This is a genomic window from Stenotrophomonas sp. (assembly GCF_032103445.1).
GTDB lineage: Bacteria > Pseudomonadota > Gammaproteobacteria > Xanthomonadales > Xanthomonadaceae > Stenotrophomonas.
In genome coordinates, this window is sequence record NZ_DAMDFR010000004.1 from 1 (window position 1) to 15,871 (window position 15,871).

15 protein-coding genes are annotated in these 15,871 nt (G+C 66.6%); 6 read left to right on the forward strand and 9 right to left on the reverse strand.

All coding sequences use genetic code 11. The annotated features are described in order from the left end of the window. Positions 1-145: 145 nt before the first annotated feature. Positions 146-1,018 (reverse strand): DMT family transporter, encoded by an 873-nt coding sequence (locus tag RT551_RS02405; protein WP_313455477.1) that lies wholly within the window; start codon positions 1,016-1,018, stop codon positions 146-148. A 157-nt stretch (positions 1,019-1,175) separates the two neighbouring features. Here RT551_RS02405 and RT551_RS02410 point away from each other — a divergent pair, with 157 nt between their 5' ends. Beyond that, positions 1,176-2,111 carry a LysR substrate-binding domain-containing protein gene (locus RT551_RS02410; RefSeq protein WP_313455478.1) on the forward strand — a complete coding sequence of 312 codons (936 nt, stop codon included), beginning with the start codon at positions 1,176-1,178 and terminating at the stop codon, positions 2,109-2,111. Between the two features lie 68 nt (positions 2,112-2,179). After that, positions 2,180-2,473 (forward strand): hypothetical protein, encoded by a 294-nt coding sequence (locus tag RT551_RS02415; protein ID WP_282295191.1) that lies wholly within the window; start codon positions 2,180-2,182, stop codon positions 2,471-2,473. 35 nt (positions 2,474-2,508) lie between these two features. Here the strand turns inward: RT551_RS02415 and RT551_RS02420 are convergent, their stop codons facing one another. Then, on the reverse strand, positions 2,509-3,279 hold the full coding sequence (locus tag RT551_RS02420) for a DUF4349 domain-containing protein (RefSeq protein WP_313455609.1): 771 nt from the start codon (positions 3,277-3,279) through the stop codon (positions 2,509-2,511). Positions 3,280-3,317: 38 nt separating this feature from the next. Then, positions 3,318-3,674, reverse strand: coding sequence for a GFA family protein (locus RT551_RS02425; RefSeq protein WP_313455480.1), 357 nt, complete (start codon positions 3,672-3,674; stop codon positions 3,318-3,320). Between the two features lie 107 nt (positions 3,675-3,781). Between RT551_RS02425 and RT551_RS02430 the strand changes: the two genes are divergently transcribed. Beyond that, entirely contained in the window at positions 3,782-5,590 is a 1,809-nt protein-coding gene (locus RT551_RS02430) for a DUF885 domain-containing protein (protein WP_313455481.1), read from the forward strand. Positions 5,591-5,781: 191 nt separating this feature from the next. Here the strand turns inward: RT551_RS02430 and smrA are convergent, their stop codons facing one another. Next, positions 5,782-7,617, reverse strand: a complete 1,836-nt coding sequence (gene smrA / locus RT551_RS02435; RefSeq protein ID WP_313455483.1) for a multidrug efflux ABC transporter SmrA — start codon at positions 7,615-7,617, stop codon at positions 5,782-5,784. A gap of 44 nt (positions 7,618-7,661) precedes the next feature. After that, a complete protein-coding gene (locus tag RT551_RS02440) occupies positions 7,662-9,230 on the reverse strand; it encodes a serine hydrolase (protein ID WP_313455485.1) in 1,569 nt (522 codons plus the stop codon). Between the two features lie 122 nt (positions 9,231-9,352). On the opposite strand from RT551_RS02440, the gene RT551_RS02445 reads away from it, so the two are divergent. Then, the gene (locus RT551_RS02445; protein ID WP_313455486.1) at positions 9,353-9,787 is read left to right on the forward strand and encodes a VOC family protein; all 435 of its coding nucleotides are present in this window, start codon (positions 9,353-9,355) and stop codon (positions 9,785-9,787) included. After that, positions 9,784-10,599: a DUF72 domain-containing protein gene (locus RT551_RS02450; RefSeq protein WP_313455487.1), complete on the forward strand. Its 816-nt coding sequence runs from the start codon at positions 9,784-9,786 to the stop codon at positions 10,597-10,599. Before RT551_RS02445 ends, RT551_RS02450 begins: the two co-directional genes overlap by 4 nt. Positions 10,600-10,606: 7 nt before the next feature. On the opposite strand, the gene RT551_RS02455 is transcribed toward RT551_RS02450, so the two are convergent. Next, positions 10,607-11,230: a Pr6Pr family membrane protein gene (locus RT551_RS02455; protein WP_313455489.1), complete on the reverse strand. Its 624-nt coding sequence runs from the start codon at positions 11,228-11,230 to the stop codon at positions 10,607-10,609. A 37-nt stretch (positions 11,231-11,267) separates the two neighbouring features. Here RT551_RS02455 and RT551_RS02460 point away from each other — a divergent pair, with 37 nt between their 5' ends. Further along, a complete protein-coding gene (locus RT551_RS02460; RefSeq protein WP_313455490.1) occupies positions 11,268-12,215 on the forward strand; it encodes a DMT family transporter in 948 nt (315 codons plus the stop codon). Positions 12,216-12,318: 103 nt separating this feature from the next. On the opposite strand, the gene RT551_RS02465 is transcribed toward RT551_RS02460, so the two are convergent. The 3 genes from RT551_RS02465 to RT551_RS02475 form a co-directional block, all read right to left on the reverse strand. Further along, a complete protein-coding gene (locus tag RT551_RS02465) occupies positions 12,319-13,386 on the reverse strand; it encodes a sensor domain-containing diguanylate cyclase (protein WP_313455492.1) in 1,068 nt (355 codons plus the stop codon). A gap of 87 nt (positions 13,387-13,473) precedes the next feature. Next, positions 13,474-14,196: a pseudouridine synthase gene (locus RT551_RS02470; RefSeq protein WP_311190660.1), complete on the reverse strand. Its 723-nt coding sequence runs from the start codon at positions 14,194-14,196 to the stop codon at positions 13,474-13,476. Between the two features lie 44 nt (positions 14,197-14,240). Continuing rightward, entirely contained in the window at positions 14,241-15,830 is a 1,590-nt protein-coding gene (locus tag RT551_RS02475; RefSeq protein ID WP_313455610.1) for a diguanylate cyclase, read from the reverse strand. Positions 15,831-15,871 lie beyond the last annotated feature (41 nt).

Consider the following 15,871-nt stretch of genomic DNA (forward strand, 5'->3'; position numbering starts at 1 on the left):
AGCCCCCATGGATGGGTTTACGGCGTGTCCCGCAAACCCACCCCGGTGCGCCCAAACACGGAAACCGATGACCGAAGGCTGTTCGCCCAAAGCCAACAGCAGCCGGGCAAGCCCGGCTCTACGTAGCCTGTGCAATCGGAAGCGTTCAGCGCTGCGAAACTGCGACGCTGCCGAGAATCAAGGCACCGGCGATCAGCATGGCGAGGGTGACTGGTTCGCCGAGGAAGAGCCAGGCGAATGCTGCGCCGAACAGCGGAATCAGGTAAGTCACTGTCGACGCACGCGCAGGGCCGATGCGGCCGATCAGGCGGTAGAACATCAGGAAAGCCAGGCCGGTGCAGAGTACGCCCAGTGCGACCGCGCAGGCCCAGGCGTTGAACGGCACGGCAGCCTGCGGCCAGTGCGTGATCGCCATCGGCAGCATCCACAACGAGGCACAACCCAGCGTTGCGGCTGCGGCCGCCGCCGACGGCAGGCCGGTCATGTGGCGCTTCACCAGGTTCACGCCCAGACCGTACAGCAGCGACGCCGCTGCGCCGGCGATCACGGCTGCACCGATGCTCAATCCGCTGACCTTTGCCGTCGCCAGCACCACCACGCCGGCAAAGCCGACAAGCAGCGCGATCGCCCGGCGCATGCCGATTTTTTCGCCGAAGAACAGGAACGCGATCAGCGCCGCAAACAGCACCGTCATCGCGTTGCAGATCGCGCCGATGGCGGCCGGCGCACGTTCGGCCGCATAGGCGAACAGTACGAACGGCAACGCCGAATTAATCAGGCCGATCGGAGCCAGCCACAGCCAGCGCCGGGCCGGGAACAGCGCGCGCGCCTTCCACAGGAACGGCAGCAGCACCAGCGCACCCAGCACCAGCCGCACCTCCACCAGCGCGTACGGCCCGAACGACGGCACCGCCACCCGCATGAACAGGAACGAGCAGCCCCAGATCGCGCCCAGGAGGCTCAGCTCCAGCGGCGTACGCCAGTCGCGGCTCTGGCTGGCCGCCAGGTCCGCGTTCATGCACCACCCCGCGGGCAGGCAACAGGGGCAGTCAGCGGGCGGCAGGGCAGCGTCATGGCGATGGCTCCGGGGTGAGAATTACAGCATCCCCCTGGGCCGGATCCCTTGCAAGCGCGTAGTATCACTGCCAGCCACAAATCATATTTGGGTCTAGATGATGATCCTGCGTCCTGCCTTGCTGCCTGCCCTCGGCGTGTTTGCGGTGGCCGCCCGCCACCAGAATTTCGCCCACGCCGCCGAGGAGCTGCACCTCACCGCCAGCGCGGTCAGTCACCACGTGCGCCGCCTGGAAGCCCTGCTCGGTACCGTGCTGTTCCAGCGCCAGGCCCGCGGCGTACGCCTGACCGCCGAGGGCCGGCAGTTGGCCGATGCCGCCGCTGCCGCGCTCAGTGACCTCAATGCGGTCGCCGCCAACCTGCATCCGCAGGCCGACATCGTGCCGCTGCGGGTCACCACCATCCGCTCACTGTCGTACTGCTGGCTGATTCCGCGATTGCCACGTTTCACCCACCTGCACCCGCGCCTGCGCATTGAACTGCAGACCAGCAGCGAACTCACCCGGTTTGACGAGAACGGGCCGGAACTGGGTATCCGCTACGGACTGGGCCAGTGGCCCGGGCTGACCGCGCACCATCTGATGGACGACGAACTGTTCCCGGTCGCCTCGCCGGCATTGCCCGGCGTGTCCGCCCTGCGCGAACCGGCGCAGATCGCCCAGCTGCCACTGGTCAGCGACATGTCACCGCAGGGCTGGCGTGACTGGTTCCGTGCCGCCGGCGTGCGCGGCCTGGACCTGGCCACGCCGCATGTGTTCAGCGACAGCACCGATGCCATGCGCGCAGCGGTGTACGGCATCGGCGCGGTGCTCGCGCGCAAGCACGTGGCCCAGCCCTACCTGCAACGTTACGAACTGGTGCGCCTGCCCGGCCCTGCCCTGAAGGCGCGGTATGCCTACTACGTGGTGCATGCCGAGCACCGTCCGCTCAGCCCGGTCGCCGTCACGTTCATGGACTGGCTCAAGCGCGAGGCCCAGGACGAGCGCACGCCGATCCCCGCATTGCCGGAAGAGTTGATGGGCCGGCCGGTGCCGTAACCGATCATCACCCACTCTTGTCTGTCCGCTGGCTAGGCTGGAACTCCCGACTCCCCCGAGAAGTTCCCATGGCTTTGTTGCGACTCAGAATCACCGGCACTGAAGACGACGCCCGTGCGATCAGCGACCTGTTGCAGAGCATTGACGGCATCGAGCACGTCGAGGAAACCGATGACCTGATGCCGCACATGGACGACGATGATTCCAGTTCGGCCGGGCTGTCCGATGACATCGGCCCGGGCATTCACGAACTCGAGGTAGAGGTCGGCAACGAGTACACCACCCAGCGTGTGCGCGACGCGGTGGAAGCGCTGGCACGCGAGCTGGATGTGTTCGTCGAATACGAGCACGACGAGGGCTGAGGTTTTCCGGTAGGTATCGACCGTTGGTCGATACCTCAGGACACCTTCCGCGCACGACGCCAACGCCGCCACAGCGCCAGCACACCCCACACGAACACGCCGCCGACCACCGCCACCGGCACCAGGGCCGCCACGGCGCGGATCAGGAAAGCGATGCTTTCGGTGAAGATCGTCCCCGCATCACCGAAGGCTTCACCAATGGCGCTGCGATTACGTTCACCCGACGGGGCATTGAAGCGCACGGTCACCAACTGCGTGTCGATGCGGCGCCGCTGGTTGGCGGCATCCTTGTTGGCCTGCTCCACCCCGGCCTCGATCTCCGACAGACGCTGGGCAATTACCAGCAGGTCGGCCATCTTGACGTCCTTGCCGTCCTGGTACGCCAACAGACGCTCGTGCTCCTTCTGCAGCCTCGCCTTGGTCAGCGCGGTGTCGGCCACCTGCTGGGCCAGATCCTCGGCCTGGGTGTTGCGCGAGGCCACTTCACCGCCCTCGCCGGCCAGGCTGATCAGCGGCTCCACGCCCTTCGGGGCGACCCGGAAGCGGACCGAACCGGACGGATACTCACCGCCCTCCTGCTCGACCTGCAGCACCGCGCAGTCGCCGAAGCGCGCTGACTGGCACGCCTCCGCAATCTGCTTGACCCGTGGCCCGATCTTCTCCGCTTCCAGCTTGATGTTCAGGGTGTGCTCGTACGCCAGCATCGCCCCGTCCGGCGAGGCGATGGTGGCACCCGCGGCCGACGCTTCGGCCGTCCCCTGCCCGTTCTGGGGCGCGCAGCCACCCAATCCGATCACCAAAAGCATCCCTGCCACGGCGCATCCGCGCCACGTCATCCGTGTTCTCACATCCTTGCTCCGTCAAAGTGGGTGATCTTCAAGCCGTCCAACGCCAGATCCGGCAGGCAGCGCACATTCACGGCCGCCATCGCCTGCCCGCTGCGCGGGTCCACGCCCTCGCTGAAAGGGGCTACTCCGCAGCTGGCGCAGTAATGATGCTCCAGATGGCGCTTGTTGAACTGGTACGTGCCCAGCAGCGCCGGGTCCGTGTTCAGTGTCAGCGCGGCGCGCGGCGCGAACCACAGCAGCCCACCCCGGCGGCGGCACAGCGAGCAGTTGCAGTCCACCACGTCGACGATCGGCTCGGCCGTGTCAACCGTGAAGGCGATGTTTCCGCAATGACAGCTTCCCTGGTACTGCATGGCACCACCTGTGTCGGCCTGGAAAGCGCCATGGTAATCCAATGGCACGGGCGGCCCACCCCGCCGCCGCCCTATGCTCGGCGATTGTCCACAGCACAGGATCGCCGATGCGCCAGCATCTTCTTGCCCTTGCCCTGATTGCCGCCCTCGGCGGCTGCCAGCAGGCCGACGCCCCCACCGCCCCGACGGGTACCGAAGCGGCGGCCACCGCGGGGGACGCCGCAGCCGACGCCGCCTTCGCCGACCTGTCCAAGCGCGCCCTGGACACCTGGATGCAGCTGTCGCCGGTCAGCGCTACCCAGATCGGCGATCACCGCTACGACAGCGAGATTGACGACCTCAGCGCCGCCGGGCAGCAGAAGACGCTGGCCGCCTACAAGGGCCTGCTGGCGGAGCTGGACAAGGTGGACGTGAGCAAGCTCGGCCGCGAGAACCAGGTCGATGCCGCGATTCTGCGCAACCAGCTGCAGTCGGAAATCTGGAACGCCGAAGTGCTGCAGTCCTCGAAGTGGGACCCGCAGCTGTACAACGGCCTGGCCGGCAGCGCGCTGTACGGCCTGATGGCGCGTGAGTTCGCGCCGCTGCCCGAGCGCCTGAAGTCGGCTACCGCGCGCATGGAGAAGCTGCCGCAGATCTTCGCCCAGGCCCGCGAGAACCTGGACCCGGCCCGTGTGCCGAAGATCCACGCCGAAACCGTGGCCAAGCAGAACAAGGGCATCCTCAGCATTGTCGATACCTTCATCACCCCGCACATCGGCGAACTGCCGGCGGAAGACGGCAAGCGCCTGCAGGCGGCCATCGACGGGCTGAAGAAGGCCGTGGCCGAACAGCAGACCTGGCTGGACACCACCCTGGTGCCGAACGCCAAGGGTGACTTCCGGATCGGTGCGGAACTGTACGACCAGAAGCTGAAGTTCGCCCTGAACTCGTCGCTGTCGCGCGCCGAGATCGGCGAACGCGCCCGTGCCGAACTCAAGCGCGTGCGCGGCGACATGTACGGCATTGCCCAGACCGTGCTGAAGGACAAGCCGGGTGCGCCGGCGCTGCCGGCCAACCCGACCGACGAGCAGCAGCAGGCCGCGATTGAAGCGGCGCTGGAACTCGCCTACGCCGAGAAGCCGGCGCGCGACAAGGTGGTGGAAGACGCCAAGGCTGCACTGGCCCAGTCGACCGAGTTCGTGCGCAAGCACGACCTGATGACCCTGCCGGATGCACCGGTGGACATCATCCTGATGCCGGAGTTCCAGCGTGGCGTGGCCGTGGCCTACTGCGATTCGCCGGGCCCGCTGGACAAGAACCTGAAGACCTTCTACGCGGTGTCGCCGATTCCGGACGACTGGAGCGACAAGCAGGTCGACTCGTTCCTGCGCGAATACAACAGCCGCATGATCCACCTGCTGAGCATCCATGAGGGCACCCCGGGCCACTACCTGGAAGGCTGGCACTCGGGCAAATTCCCGTCCACGCTGCGCGCCGTGCTGCGTTCGGGCCTGTTCGCTGAAGGCTGGGCGGTCTACACCGAGCGCATGATGCAGGAGCAGGGTTACCTGGACAATGATCCGCTGTTCCACCTGGTGCAGCTGAAGTTCTACCTGCGCACCATTTCCAACGCGATCCTGGACCAGGGTGTGCACGTGGACAACTGGACGCGCGAGCAGGCGATGCACCTGATGACCCACGACGCGTTCCAGCAGGAAAGCGAAGCATCGGGCAAGTGGGTGCGCGCGCAGCTCACCTCGGCGCAGCTGCCGACCTACTTCGTCGGTGCGCAGGAACACTTCGACACCCGCAAGGCGGTGCAGGAAAAGCAGGGTGATAAGTTCAACCTGAAGGCCTACCACGACCAGATGCTGTCCTACGGCGCACCGCCGGTGCGCTTCGCGCGCCAGCTGATGCTGGGGCAGCCGATCGAGTAAGGCAATGGAAAACGGCCCGGTGGAAACCGGGCCGTTTTTGTTTACGTGGCCCCCCGGCACCCCGCAGACACGCATGGCGTGTCCCTACAGGTCGCCCGACCAAGGGGCGTAGTGACACGCCATGCGTGTCAAAGCCATGATCCTGTGCACGTAAATCCGCCATGTGTGCCACAGCCATGCCGGACCGGGCATCAATTCCCATCCGCCGCCACAAACCCACCGGTCTGCCGAGCCCACAGCCGCGCGTACAGGCCACCCGCGGCAATCAGCTCGGCATGCGTGCCGGTTTCCACAATCCGACCCTGGTCCATCACCACCAGCCGGTCCATCCGCGCGATCGTGCTCAACCGGTGCGCAATCGCGATCACGGTCTTGCCGCCCATTAGCTCATCCAGGCTGTCCTGGATCGCCGCTTCCACTTCCGAATCCAGCGCCGAGGTCGCTTCGTCCAGCACCAGGATCGGCGCGTCCTTGAGCAGCACGCGGGCAATGGAGATGCGCTGGCGCTGACCACCGGACAGCTTCACCCCGCGCTCGCCGACGTGCGCATCGTAGCCACTGCGCCCTTCGCCATCGCGCAGGGTGTCGATGAACACATCCGCGCGCGCCTTGCGTACCGCCGCACGCAGTTCGTCTTCCGTGGCGTCCGGGCGACCGTACAGCAGGTTGTCACGGATCGAGCGATGCAACAGCGAGGTGTCCTGGGTGACCACGCCGATCTGCCGGCGCAGACTTTCCTGGGTGACCGCGGCAATGTCCTGGCCATCAATGCGGATGTGCCCGCTTTCCAGGTCGTACAGGCGCAGCAGCACGTTGACCAGGGTCGACTTGCCGGCACCGGAGGGGCCGACCAGGCCGATTTTCTCGCCCGGCTTCACCGTCAGGTTCAGTCCGGCGATCACCCCGCCTTTCTTGCCGTAATGGAAGTGGATGTCCTCGAAGCGCACGCCGCCGGCAGTGACCTGCAGCGGCACCGCATCGGCCCGATCCTGCACGGTCAGCGGCTGGGCGATGGTGGTGATGCCGTCCTGCACCGTGCCGATATCTTCGAAGATGCCGTTGATGGTCCACATGATCCAACCGGACATGTTGTGGATGCGGATCACCAACCCCGTGGCCAGGGTGATCGCGCCCACGGTGATGTCGCCGCGGCTCCACAGCCACAGCGCCAGCCCGCAGGTCCCGGCAATCAGGAAGCCGTTGACGACGGCGATGGTCAGGTCCATGCCGGTGGTGACCCGGGTCTGGCGGCGGTGCTTCACTGCCAGTTCTTCAATCGCCTCGGCCACGTAGGCCTGCTCGCGGCCGCCGTGGGCGAACAGCTTCAAGGTGGGGATGTTGGTGTAGCCATCCACAATCCGCCCCATCGCCTTGGATCGTGCTTCGGAGGCGATCCAGGCACGCTCCTTCGCCCGCGGCACGAACACCCACATGATCACCACGTAGGCCACCAGCCACAGCACCAGCGGAATCATCAAGCGCCAGTCGGCCTGCGCGAACAGATACAGCGCAGTGCCGGTGTAGACCACGATGTACCAGAGCGAATCCACCATCTGCACGGCCGATTCGCGCAGCGAGGTACCGGTCTGCATCACCCGGTTGGCCATGCTGCCGGCAAAATCATTCTGGAAGAACGACAGGCTCTGGCGCACCACGTAGTTGTGCATCAGCCAGCGCGAGCGGTTGCTCAGCCCGGGCACGATGGCCTGGTTGACCAGCAGGTTGTGCAGGCCGACCAGCACCGGCCGGGCGATCAGGGTGATCGCCGCCATCCACAGCAGGGTGTCGGCATGCCGCGTGAAGAAGCTCGCATCGGGCTGCTCGCTGACCATGTCGACGATGCGACCGAGGAAGTCGAACATCGCCACTTCCACCAGTGCCAGCAGCAGGCCGGCCACCAGCGTGGCCAGCAGCACCGGCCATACCGGGCGCAGGTAGTACAGATAGAACGCCGCCACGTTGCGCGGCGGCATGCGCGCATCCACCGGCGGGAACACCGGAATCAGCGATTCGAACCAGCGGAACATCCTGTTACCTCCAACGTAGTGCCGGGCTTGCCCGGCAACCTCATTTACAACACCGGAACCAAAACCAGGTCCTGGAAATCAAAACTGAAATCGGTCAATGAAGATATCGCCTGCATGCGCACGTCACGCACCTTGCCATCCGGGTCCAGAGTGAAGTTCACAAACGCATCGGCATTCAGCGAACGATCGTCCCAGCGCACAACGAAGGTATCGTGCTGCCAGTGCTCCAACCGGCCCACCAGCTGCGCGGTCTTGTCGAAGCGCAGCCGCAAGCCACCGTTGGCCGTTTCAACATGCACGTCTCCGTACCACGCATCCCGATAACGGCCGGCGTACTTCGCCAGCGGCAGTGACGGTTTCGACTTCGGATCGCGCGCGGCCTGGTGCGCGGCCCAGCCTTCGTCGGCTTTGTCCTGCGCCTTGGCCACGGCTGCAGCGTAGGCGGCCACCCAGTCGGTGGGCGTCTGCGGCTTCAGGTAGGCGTCCAGCACGTCCAGCGTGATCGCATTGAACGCCGCGCCCACTTCCTGGTTGGTCAGCACCACGATGCCCAGGTTCTGTTCCGGCACCAGGGTGACCCGCGACACCATGCCCGGCCAGCCGCCGGTGTGCCACACCAGCTTCTGGCCGCGGAAGTCGCTTAGGCTCCAGCCTTCGCCATAGCCGGCAAAGTTCGGCTTGGCTGCGGCCAATTCCGGCACCGAAGGATCAGCCACCACCTGCGGAGTGATCACCTGCCACATCGCCTGCTGGGTCTTGGGGGTGAACAGCGGGGTGCCGTTTTCCATCACGCCCTGCGCCAGCTGCACCTTCATCCAGCGTGCCATGTCATGCACGCTGGAGTAGATGCCACCGGCACCAGCATTGTTGGACCAGGTCAGCGGTGCGACCGTACGCAGGTCGCTGAAGTCGTACTTGGCATGCCCCACCGCCGCCTTGTCACCGGCACGCAGATGGTCAGCGTTGTAGCGGGTGCCACTCATCCCGACCGGATTGAAGATGTGCTGCTGCAGGAAGTCCGCATACGACTGCCCGGAGACCTGCTCGATCACCTGCTGGGCGACGGCGTAGAGGATGTTGTCGTAGGCATAGCGGTCACGGAAGCCGCCCTTCAGCGGCACCTTGCCCAGGCGCTGCACCACCTCGGCATTGCTGTAGGTGGTGGTTGGCCAGAACAGCAGGTCACCGGCACCCAGGCTGAGCCCGCTGCGGTGGGCAAGCAGGTCACGGATACGCATCTCGCCGGTGACATACGGGTCGGACATGCGGAACGACGGCAGGTGGTCGATCACCCGGTCGTCCATCTTCAGCTTGCCCTGCTCGGCCAGCAGGTTCAGCGAGGTGGCGGTGAACGCCTTGGTATTGGACGCGATGGCGAACAGCGTGTCGGCCTGGACCGGGTCCGGCTTGCCCTGTTCACGCACGCCGAAGCCACGCTCCAGCACCACCTGCCCATCCTTGACCACCGCCACCGCCACGCCGGGCACATCGAACTGGGTGCGCACACGTTCCACCGTGGCCTCCAGCCGGGATTCCAGTTCAGTCGGCGCGGCGGCCGATGCCAAAGGTGCGCACGCCAGCAGCACGACGCCTCCAATCCATGATGTGTTCAAGCAGTGTCTCCACGAAGCTGTAACCGGAATGTCGAGGCCGCATTCAGCGCGGCCTTTCGCAGAATGGTAACGCGCCCCGCCGCACCCTCGCCTGTGCCAGAAGCCCGCCCGGAGATGCCGCCATGACCGACCCTGCAGCCAGTGCCATCATTCCCTGCCTGCGCTACCGCGATGCCCATGCGGCCATCGCCTGGCTGGAACAGGCATTCGATTTCAAGCCGCAGGCGGTGTATGCCGACGGTGCCATCGTCTACCACGCCCAACTGGTCTACGGCGGCGGCATGGTGATGCTGGGGTCGGTGGACAACGGCGGCGAATGGGGAAAACTGGTTGTCCAGCCCGACGAGATCGACGGCCGCGAAACCCAGAGCGCCTGCGTGATCGTGGACGACCCGGACGCGCACTACGCGCGTGCCGTGGCCGCGGGAGCCAAGGTGGTGATCGATATCGCCGACCAGGATTACGGCGGCCGCGGCTATGCCTGCCGTGATCCGGAAGGTCATCTGTGGTGGTTTGGCAGCTATGACCCGTGGCAGCCCGGGCATCCGACCGCATGACGACCAATGCCGGCACCATCCGTACCGGGGTCGGCGGCTGGGTGTTTCCAGAATGGCGCGGCGGAACGTTCTACCCGGTCGGGCTGCCACAGCGCGATGAACTGGCGCATGCGGCCACGCAGCTGGGCTGCATCGAGATCAACAGCACGTTCTACCGCGCACAGAAGCCTGCGGTGTACGCGCAATGGCGCGAACAGACACCGCCGGGTTTCCGTTTCTCGGCCAAAGTTCCGCGCAGCCTCGTCCAGGGGCATGACCTTGCTGCAGTCGCCGCACGTGCCGATGGCTTCATTCAGGGGATTACCGCCCTGCAGGATCGGCTTGGCCCTCTGGTCTGGCAGTTCGGCGAGCAGCACCCGGCCGGAGCACAGGAATTCGACCGTCTGCTGGACGGCCTGCCGCGCGAGACCGAGGGACGCGTGCTGCAGCATGCGCTTGAGGTGCGCAATCCGAGCGCATGGACCCGCGAGCTGATCGCCGTGGCGCGCGCCCATCGGGTCGCGTTGGTGTTCAGCGGCTCGACGGACTACCCCAGCCATGCCGACCCCACCGGCCCCTTCATCTATGCGCGGCTGATGCGGTCACGCGCCAACCTGCGCGCCGGTTACCCGCAGCGCGAGCTCGAACAATGGGCGCTGCGTGCGCTGCGCTGGGCGCGCGGCGAGGACAATCCCGACCTGCCGCATCTCAGCCACGAGGTAACCCCCGCAGCCTCGCGCGAGGTCTATATCCTGTTCATCGGTGCCGCGAAGAAACGCAATCCCGGCGCGGCGATGGCGCTACGCGATCAGCTGCGCAGCGTGGGCGGGTAATCGCCGGTCAGCGCCGGGACATACTCTGATCCACTTTCCACAGCAGCGCGCCGAATGCAGTGAAGGCCAGCGCCATCGTTGCCACGTTGCCCAGAAATGCCTTCCACCCCAGCACCGGCCAGTCCAGGAACGGGTACGGGTACTGCCCCGTGCGCTGACCCAGCAGCAGCGCCCACCCCAGGTAGACGACCGGCACCAGCAGCGCGAGCAGCAGTTGCCGCCAGTGCAACCCGCCATGCTCGCCCAGCGCCCAGCCCAGCAGGTACAGCACCGGCACCGCGTAATGCAGGCCGATGTCGGCCCACCACTGCGCTCCCTGCGGGTGCCAGAGCGCGCGCAGCAGTAAAACGTAGACCAGCCCGGTGATGGCGATGTACAACGCCACTGCTGCGCGCGGAGCGGGACCGGCAAGCCCCTCACGATGTCCGTTGGCACGTGCCAGGCAGACCACCGCCACGCCGATGTTGCTGAGAACCGTGAAGTACCCCAGGAAGCGCCACGCTGCACTGCCAACGCCGCCGAGGCCGCTGCCCGCGGGCATCAACAGCACGAACTGCAGCACCAGCGACAACAAGGCGACCAGGGCGGTCAGCCCGGCCAGATACCGGGCCACGGTGGAAGGTGCGCGCATGGTGTTCCTCGCGAAGGTTAACGCGCACAATACTCGCATGCCGATGACCGATACCCGCAAAGCGCTGCTGCAAATCCATTTCTGTGTGCTGTTGTGGGGCGTTACGGCCATCCTCGGCGTCTTGATCAGCCTGCCCGCGCTGCCGCTGGTGTGGTGGCGCATGCTGCTGGTGGTGGCCATGCTGGCGCTGCTGCCGCGGGTGTGGCGCGGCCTGCGCCAGCTCTCCCCTGCCCTGCTGGCCGGTTACTGCGGGGTCGGCGCACTGGTCGCGCTGCACTGGCTCACGTTCTACGGTGCCGCGAAACTGGCCAACGCCTCGGTGGCGGCGACCTGCATCGCGCTGGCCCCGGTGTTCACCGCCGTGATCGAACCATGGGTGGCCAAGCGTCCGTTCCAGCTGCGCGAACTGGCGTTCGGCCTCGCGGTGCTGCCGGGCGTGGCGCTGGTGGTGGGCGGGGTGCCCGATGGCATGCGCCTGGGCGTACTGGTGGGCGCGCTGTCGGCGCTGCTGGTCGCCGTCTTCGGCTCGCTCAACAAGCGCCTGGTCAGCCACGCCGACCCGCTCACCGTGACCGCGGTGGAACTGGGCGCGGGTACGCTGACCCTGACCGTGCTGGCCCCGCTGCTGCCGTTCCTGCTGCCGGCGCTGGCCAGCCCCTTGTGGGTGGTGCCCGATCTGCGCGACAGCCTGCTGCTGCTCACCCTCGCCGGCGTCTGCACACTGCTGCCGTTCGCGCTGGCACTGGTGGCCCTGCGCCACCTCAGCGCGTACACGGTGCAGCTGGTGACCAACCTGGAGCCGGTCTACGCCATCGTGCTGGCCGTGGTGCTGCTGAACGAGCAGCGCGAACTCACGCCGCTGTTCTATGCCGGCGTGGCGATCATCGTCGGTGCCGTGTTCCTGCATCCGCTGTTGAACCGCCGCAAGCCGGTGCAGCATCCGGAGATTCTGGGGACGGCTGAGGCGCGGAATATCGCGGAGTGATGCCGACACGGCTCTACATGTCGGTGATTTGATATCCGGGCGCGTGGCGACGCGTTCATCAGACAGGTGGCCGTACTTCTCTGGAGGCGCGGCAAGCCCGGCGCTACGCCACCACGACGCGATCGCGGCCGTTGCGCTTGGCCTGGTACAGCGCGGCGTCGGCGCGGGACACGGTCTGGTCGACGTTGTCGCCGGCTTTGTGCGCGGCTACGCCGATGCTGATCGTGACCGGGAAGCCCAACGGTAGCTCTGCCACCGCCATGCGCAGGAAGTCGCACTGCAGCTCGGCGGTGCGCAGATCGGTGTCGGGCATCAACACCACGAACTCCTCACCGCCGTAGCGCGCGGCCATGCCACGTCCAGAGAAATGCGCCCGCAACAGCACGCCCAGCTCGGCCAGCACCCGGTCGCCAGTGGCATGGCCGTGAAGGTCGTTGATCTGCTTGAAGTGATCGATGTCCACCAGCGCCACGGCCGTCTGCCGCGGCTGGCCATCGGCGTCGAGCAACGAGGCCTCCAGCGCCACCGACATGGCGCGTCGATTGGGCAGGCCGGTCAGCACGTCGGTGCGGCTCTGTTCGGCCAGGTCGGCATTCTGCGCCAGCAGCAGGTCGTGATACTCGTTGAGCAGCCGCTCGTAGTCCTCGCGCTCCAGCATGTGGCTCTGGATGTCCTGGGCGAAACGACGCAGCTCCATCACCAGCATGACCTGCCGCGACAAAGCAGCCAACGCTTCGGTCTGGTCGGTATCCAGCTGGTGCGGCTGTGGGTCGAACACGCACAGCGTGCCCAGCGGATAGCCTTCGTTGCTGATCAGCGGGGCACCGGCGTAGAAGCGCACATGCGGTGCGCCGGTGACGATGGGATTGTCGTGGAAGCGCTCATCGATGCGCGCATCCTCGATCACCATCACCTGCTGCGGCTGCAGGATGGCGTGCCCACACATCGATTCGGCACGCGGCAGTTCCGCCGCCTCGGTGCCCTGGATGGACTTGAACCACTGTCGCTCTGCGTCGATCAGGGTCACCGCGGCCATGGACGTGCCGCACACCGCCTTGGCGATGGTGACCAGGTCCTCGAAGGATTTCTCCTTGTCGGTGTCGAGGATGCGGTAACGGTACAGCGCGTCCAGGCGCAGCGCCTCGTTGGAAGGCTTCTCGGGCTTGATCATGCAGCGGGTCGAAATCCGGGAGCTGGCCGCAGTCTAGTCCGAATCGCGTGACGGAGCGTGAGTGCCCCGTGCACGTCCACTACCGGCCTACCAGTCCAGCTGCTTGGGCAGCAGGCCCTTCAACTCGGCATCGGTCAGGTTGCGCCACTGACCGGGCTTGAGCGCGCCGATCTTGATGTTGTCGATGCGCACCCGGCGCAGCTGGGTGACCCGGTAGCCGAACGCAGCGGCCATCAGGCGGATCTGCCGGTTCAGGCCCTGCTCCAGGATGATGCGGAAGCCGAACTTGGCGATGCGCGAGGTGCGGCACGGCAGCGTGGTTTCGTTGTGGATGCGGACGCCGCGGGCCATGCCGCGCAGGAACTCGTCGGTCACCGGCTTGTTCACCGCCACCAGATACTCCTTCTGGTGCCCGTTCTCGGCGCGCAGGATCTGGTTGACGATGTCGCCATTGCTGGTCATCAGGATCAGGCCTTCCGAATCCTTGTCCAGCCTGCCAATCGGGAAGATGCGCTGTTCGTGGCCGACGAAATCGACGATGTTGCCCTTGACCGCGCTTTCGGTGGTGCAGGTCACGCCCACCGGCTTGTTCAGCGCGATGTAGACGTGGCGGCGGCCGCCGCCCTTCTTCGCCTCGCGGGCGCGCAGCGGCTGGCCGTCGACAAGGACGACGTCGCCTTCACCGACCACCGCGCCGGTGCCGGCGGCGATGCCGTTGACGGTGACACGGCGTTCGCCGATCAGGCGGTCGGCTTCACGCCGGGAGCAGAAGCCGGTTTCGGCGATGTGTTTGTTGAGTCGGGTGGTCATCCCGCCATTATCCGGGAAAACACCGTGCCGGGCATGGCCCGGCGCTACCCGGCGTCGTACACGCGGTTGCGGCCCGCGCGCTTGGCACTGTACATGGCGTGGTCGGCACGCCGCAGCAATCCGGCCAGGTCGTCCCGACCCGGTTGCCATACCGCCAGGCCGATGCTGGCGGTCAGCGCCAGCCCCTCCAGCCCCAGCGTCGGCGAGACGTCGGCGACCTGCTGGCGCACGCTTTCCAGCCGCGACAGCGCCGCCGCGTGGTTGGCCCCCGGCAGCAGGATCAGGAACTCCTCGCCGCCCATGCGCACCACCTGGTCCTGTGCGCGCACCGCGGCGCGAAGCGCGCGCGCGACGGCCACCAGCACCTGGTCGCCGGCTTCATGACCGAACCGGTCATTGATGTCCTTGAACAGGTCGATGTCCAGGAACCCGATCGCCAGCGGCTGCGGTTCGTGCGCCGGCCAGTCCAGATGGCGGGCGAGCAGGCGCAGGCCGGCGCGGCGGTTAGGCAGACCGGTCAGGCCGTCAGTGTCAGCCAATTGCCGCATCTCATCACGCTGCTGGCGCAGCCGGCCCAGACGCAGGTTGAGTGCATAGGCCGACATCATCAGGAACCAGGTGGCCGACAACTGCAGCGCCTCGATCCGGTAGGCAATCAACCACTGCGCCTGGACCAGGTCAGCCAGCATCATCACCCACCAGGGCAGCAGCGCCGACAGACCCGCCAGAGCGTAGTAGTCACGGCGATGCAAAGACCTCAGGCCGACCGCAAGGCAGACCAGCAGCCCCAGCTGGAACACGTGCTCCAACACATCCGACAGCCAGATCAGCCCGCCCACGCCGAGCCATGGCACGCACAGCGCCGTGGCCGCGCCGGCCCATAGCACCAGCTGCTGCCCCAGCCGCGAGCGCGGCCACAGGCGGTCGCCGCCGTTGAGCCGCCACAGCACGGGTAGCAGGATCCCCAGGGTGACCGCGCTGAGCGCGATCAGCCACCATGAGGCGCTTTCGTAGACCGGCAGCCACGGCTCGGGGTAGCCGCTCAACCCACCCAGCACCGCCTGCCACAGCACGAATACCAGGCAGACCCCGACATAGATCAGGAAGGAGCGGTCCTTGGCGGTGACGTAGCCCATCAACGCAGAGAGCGCCAATGCAATCGCCACCGCGATGCAGGACACCCGCACCAGCAGGCGTGCGGTGTCGTTCTGCTGGACCGGACTGGGTGCGCCCAGGCGCACCGTCGGCACCCAGTACGGCTTCAGCGGCGTGGTCCAGGACACCACAATCGGTTCATGATCGCCGGCCTTGGGCACCACCACCATGCCGATGCCGGCGCGGAAACGGGAATCCCGGGTGCGGGCATCATGCATGTTGCCGCAGATCTGGCGGTCACCGTGGCTGATCCGCACCTCGCCGGTGAACACGCCGAACACGTCGACCGCCTGCGGCTGGCCGGACCAGCCTTCCACCGGTGCCGGAACCTCGAGAATCTCCTGGTGGCGGGCCAGTACCTCGGGGGAACAGGCCCGCTGCGGCGTCTGTTCGTCCGTGGCCGCGCCGAGCAGCAGCACATCGCGCCCGGGTTCGGGGGCATGCGCGAAGGCCAGCAGCGGCACCAGCAGGGTGAGCACGCACAGCAGCCAGGCCAGCCCCGGTGGACCACGCCTGTCTT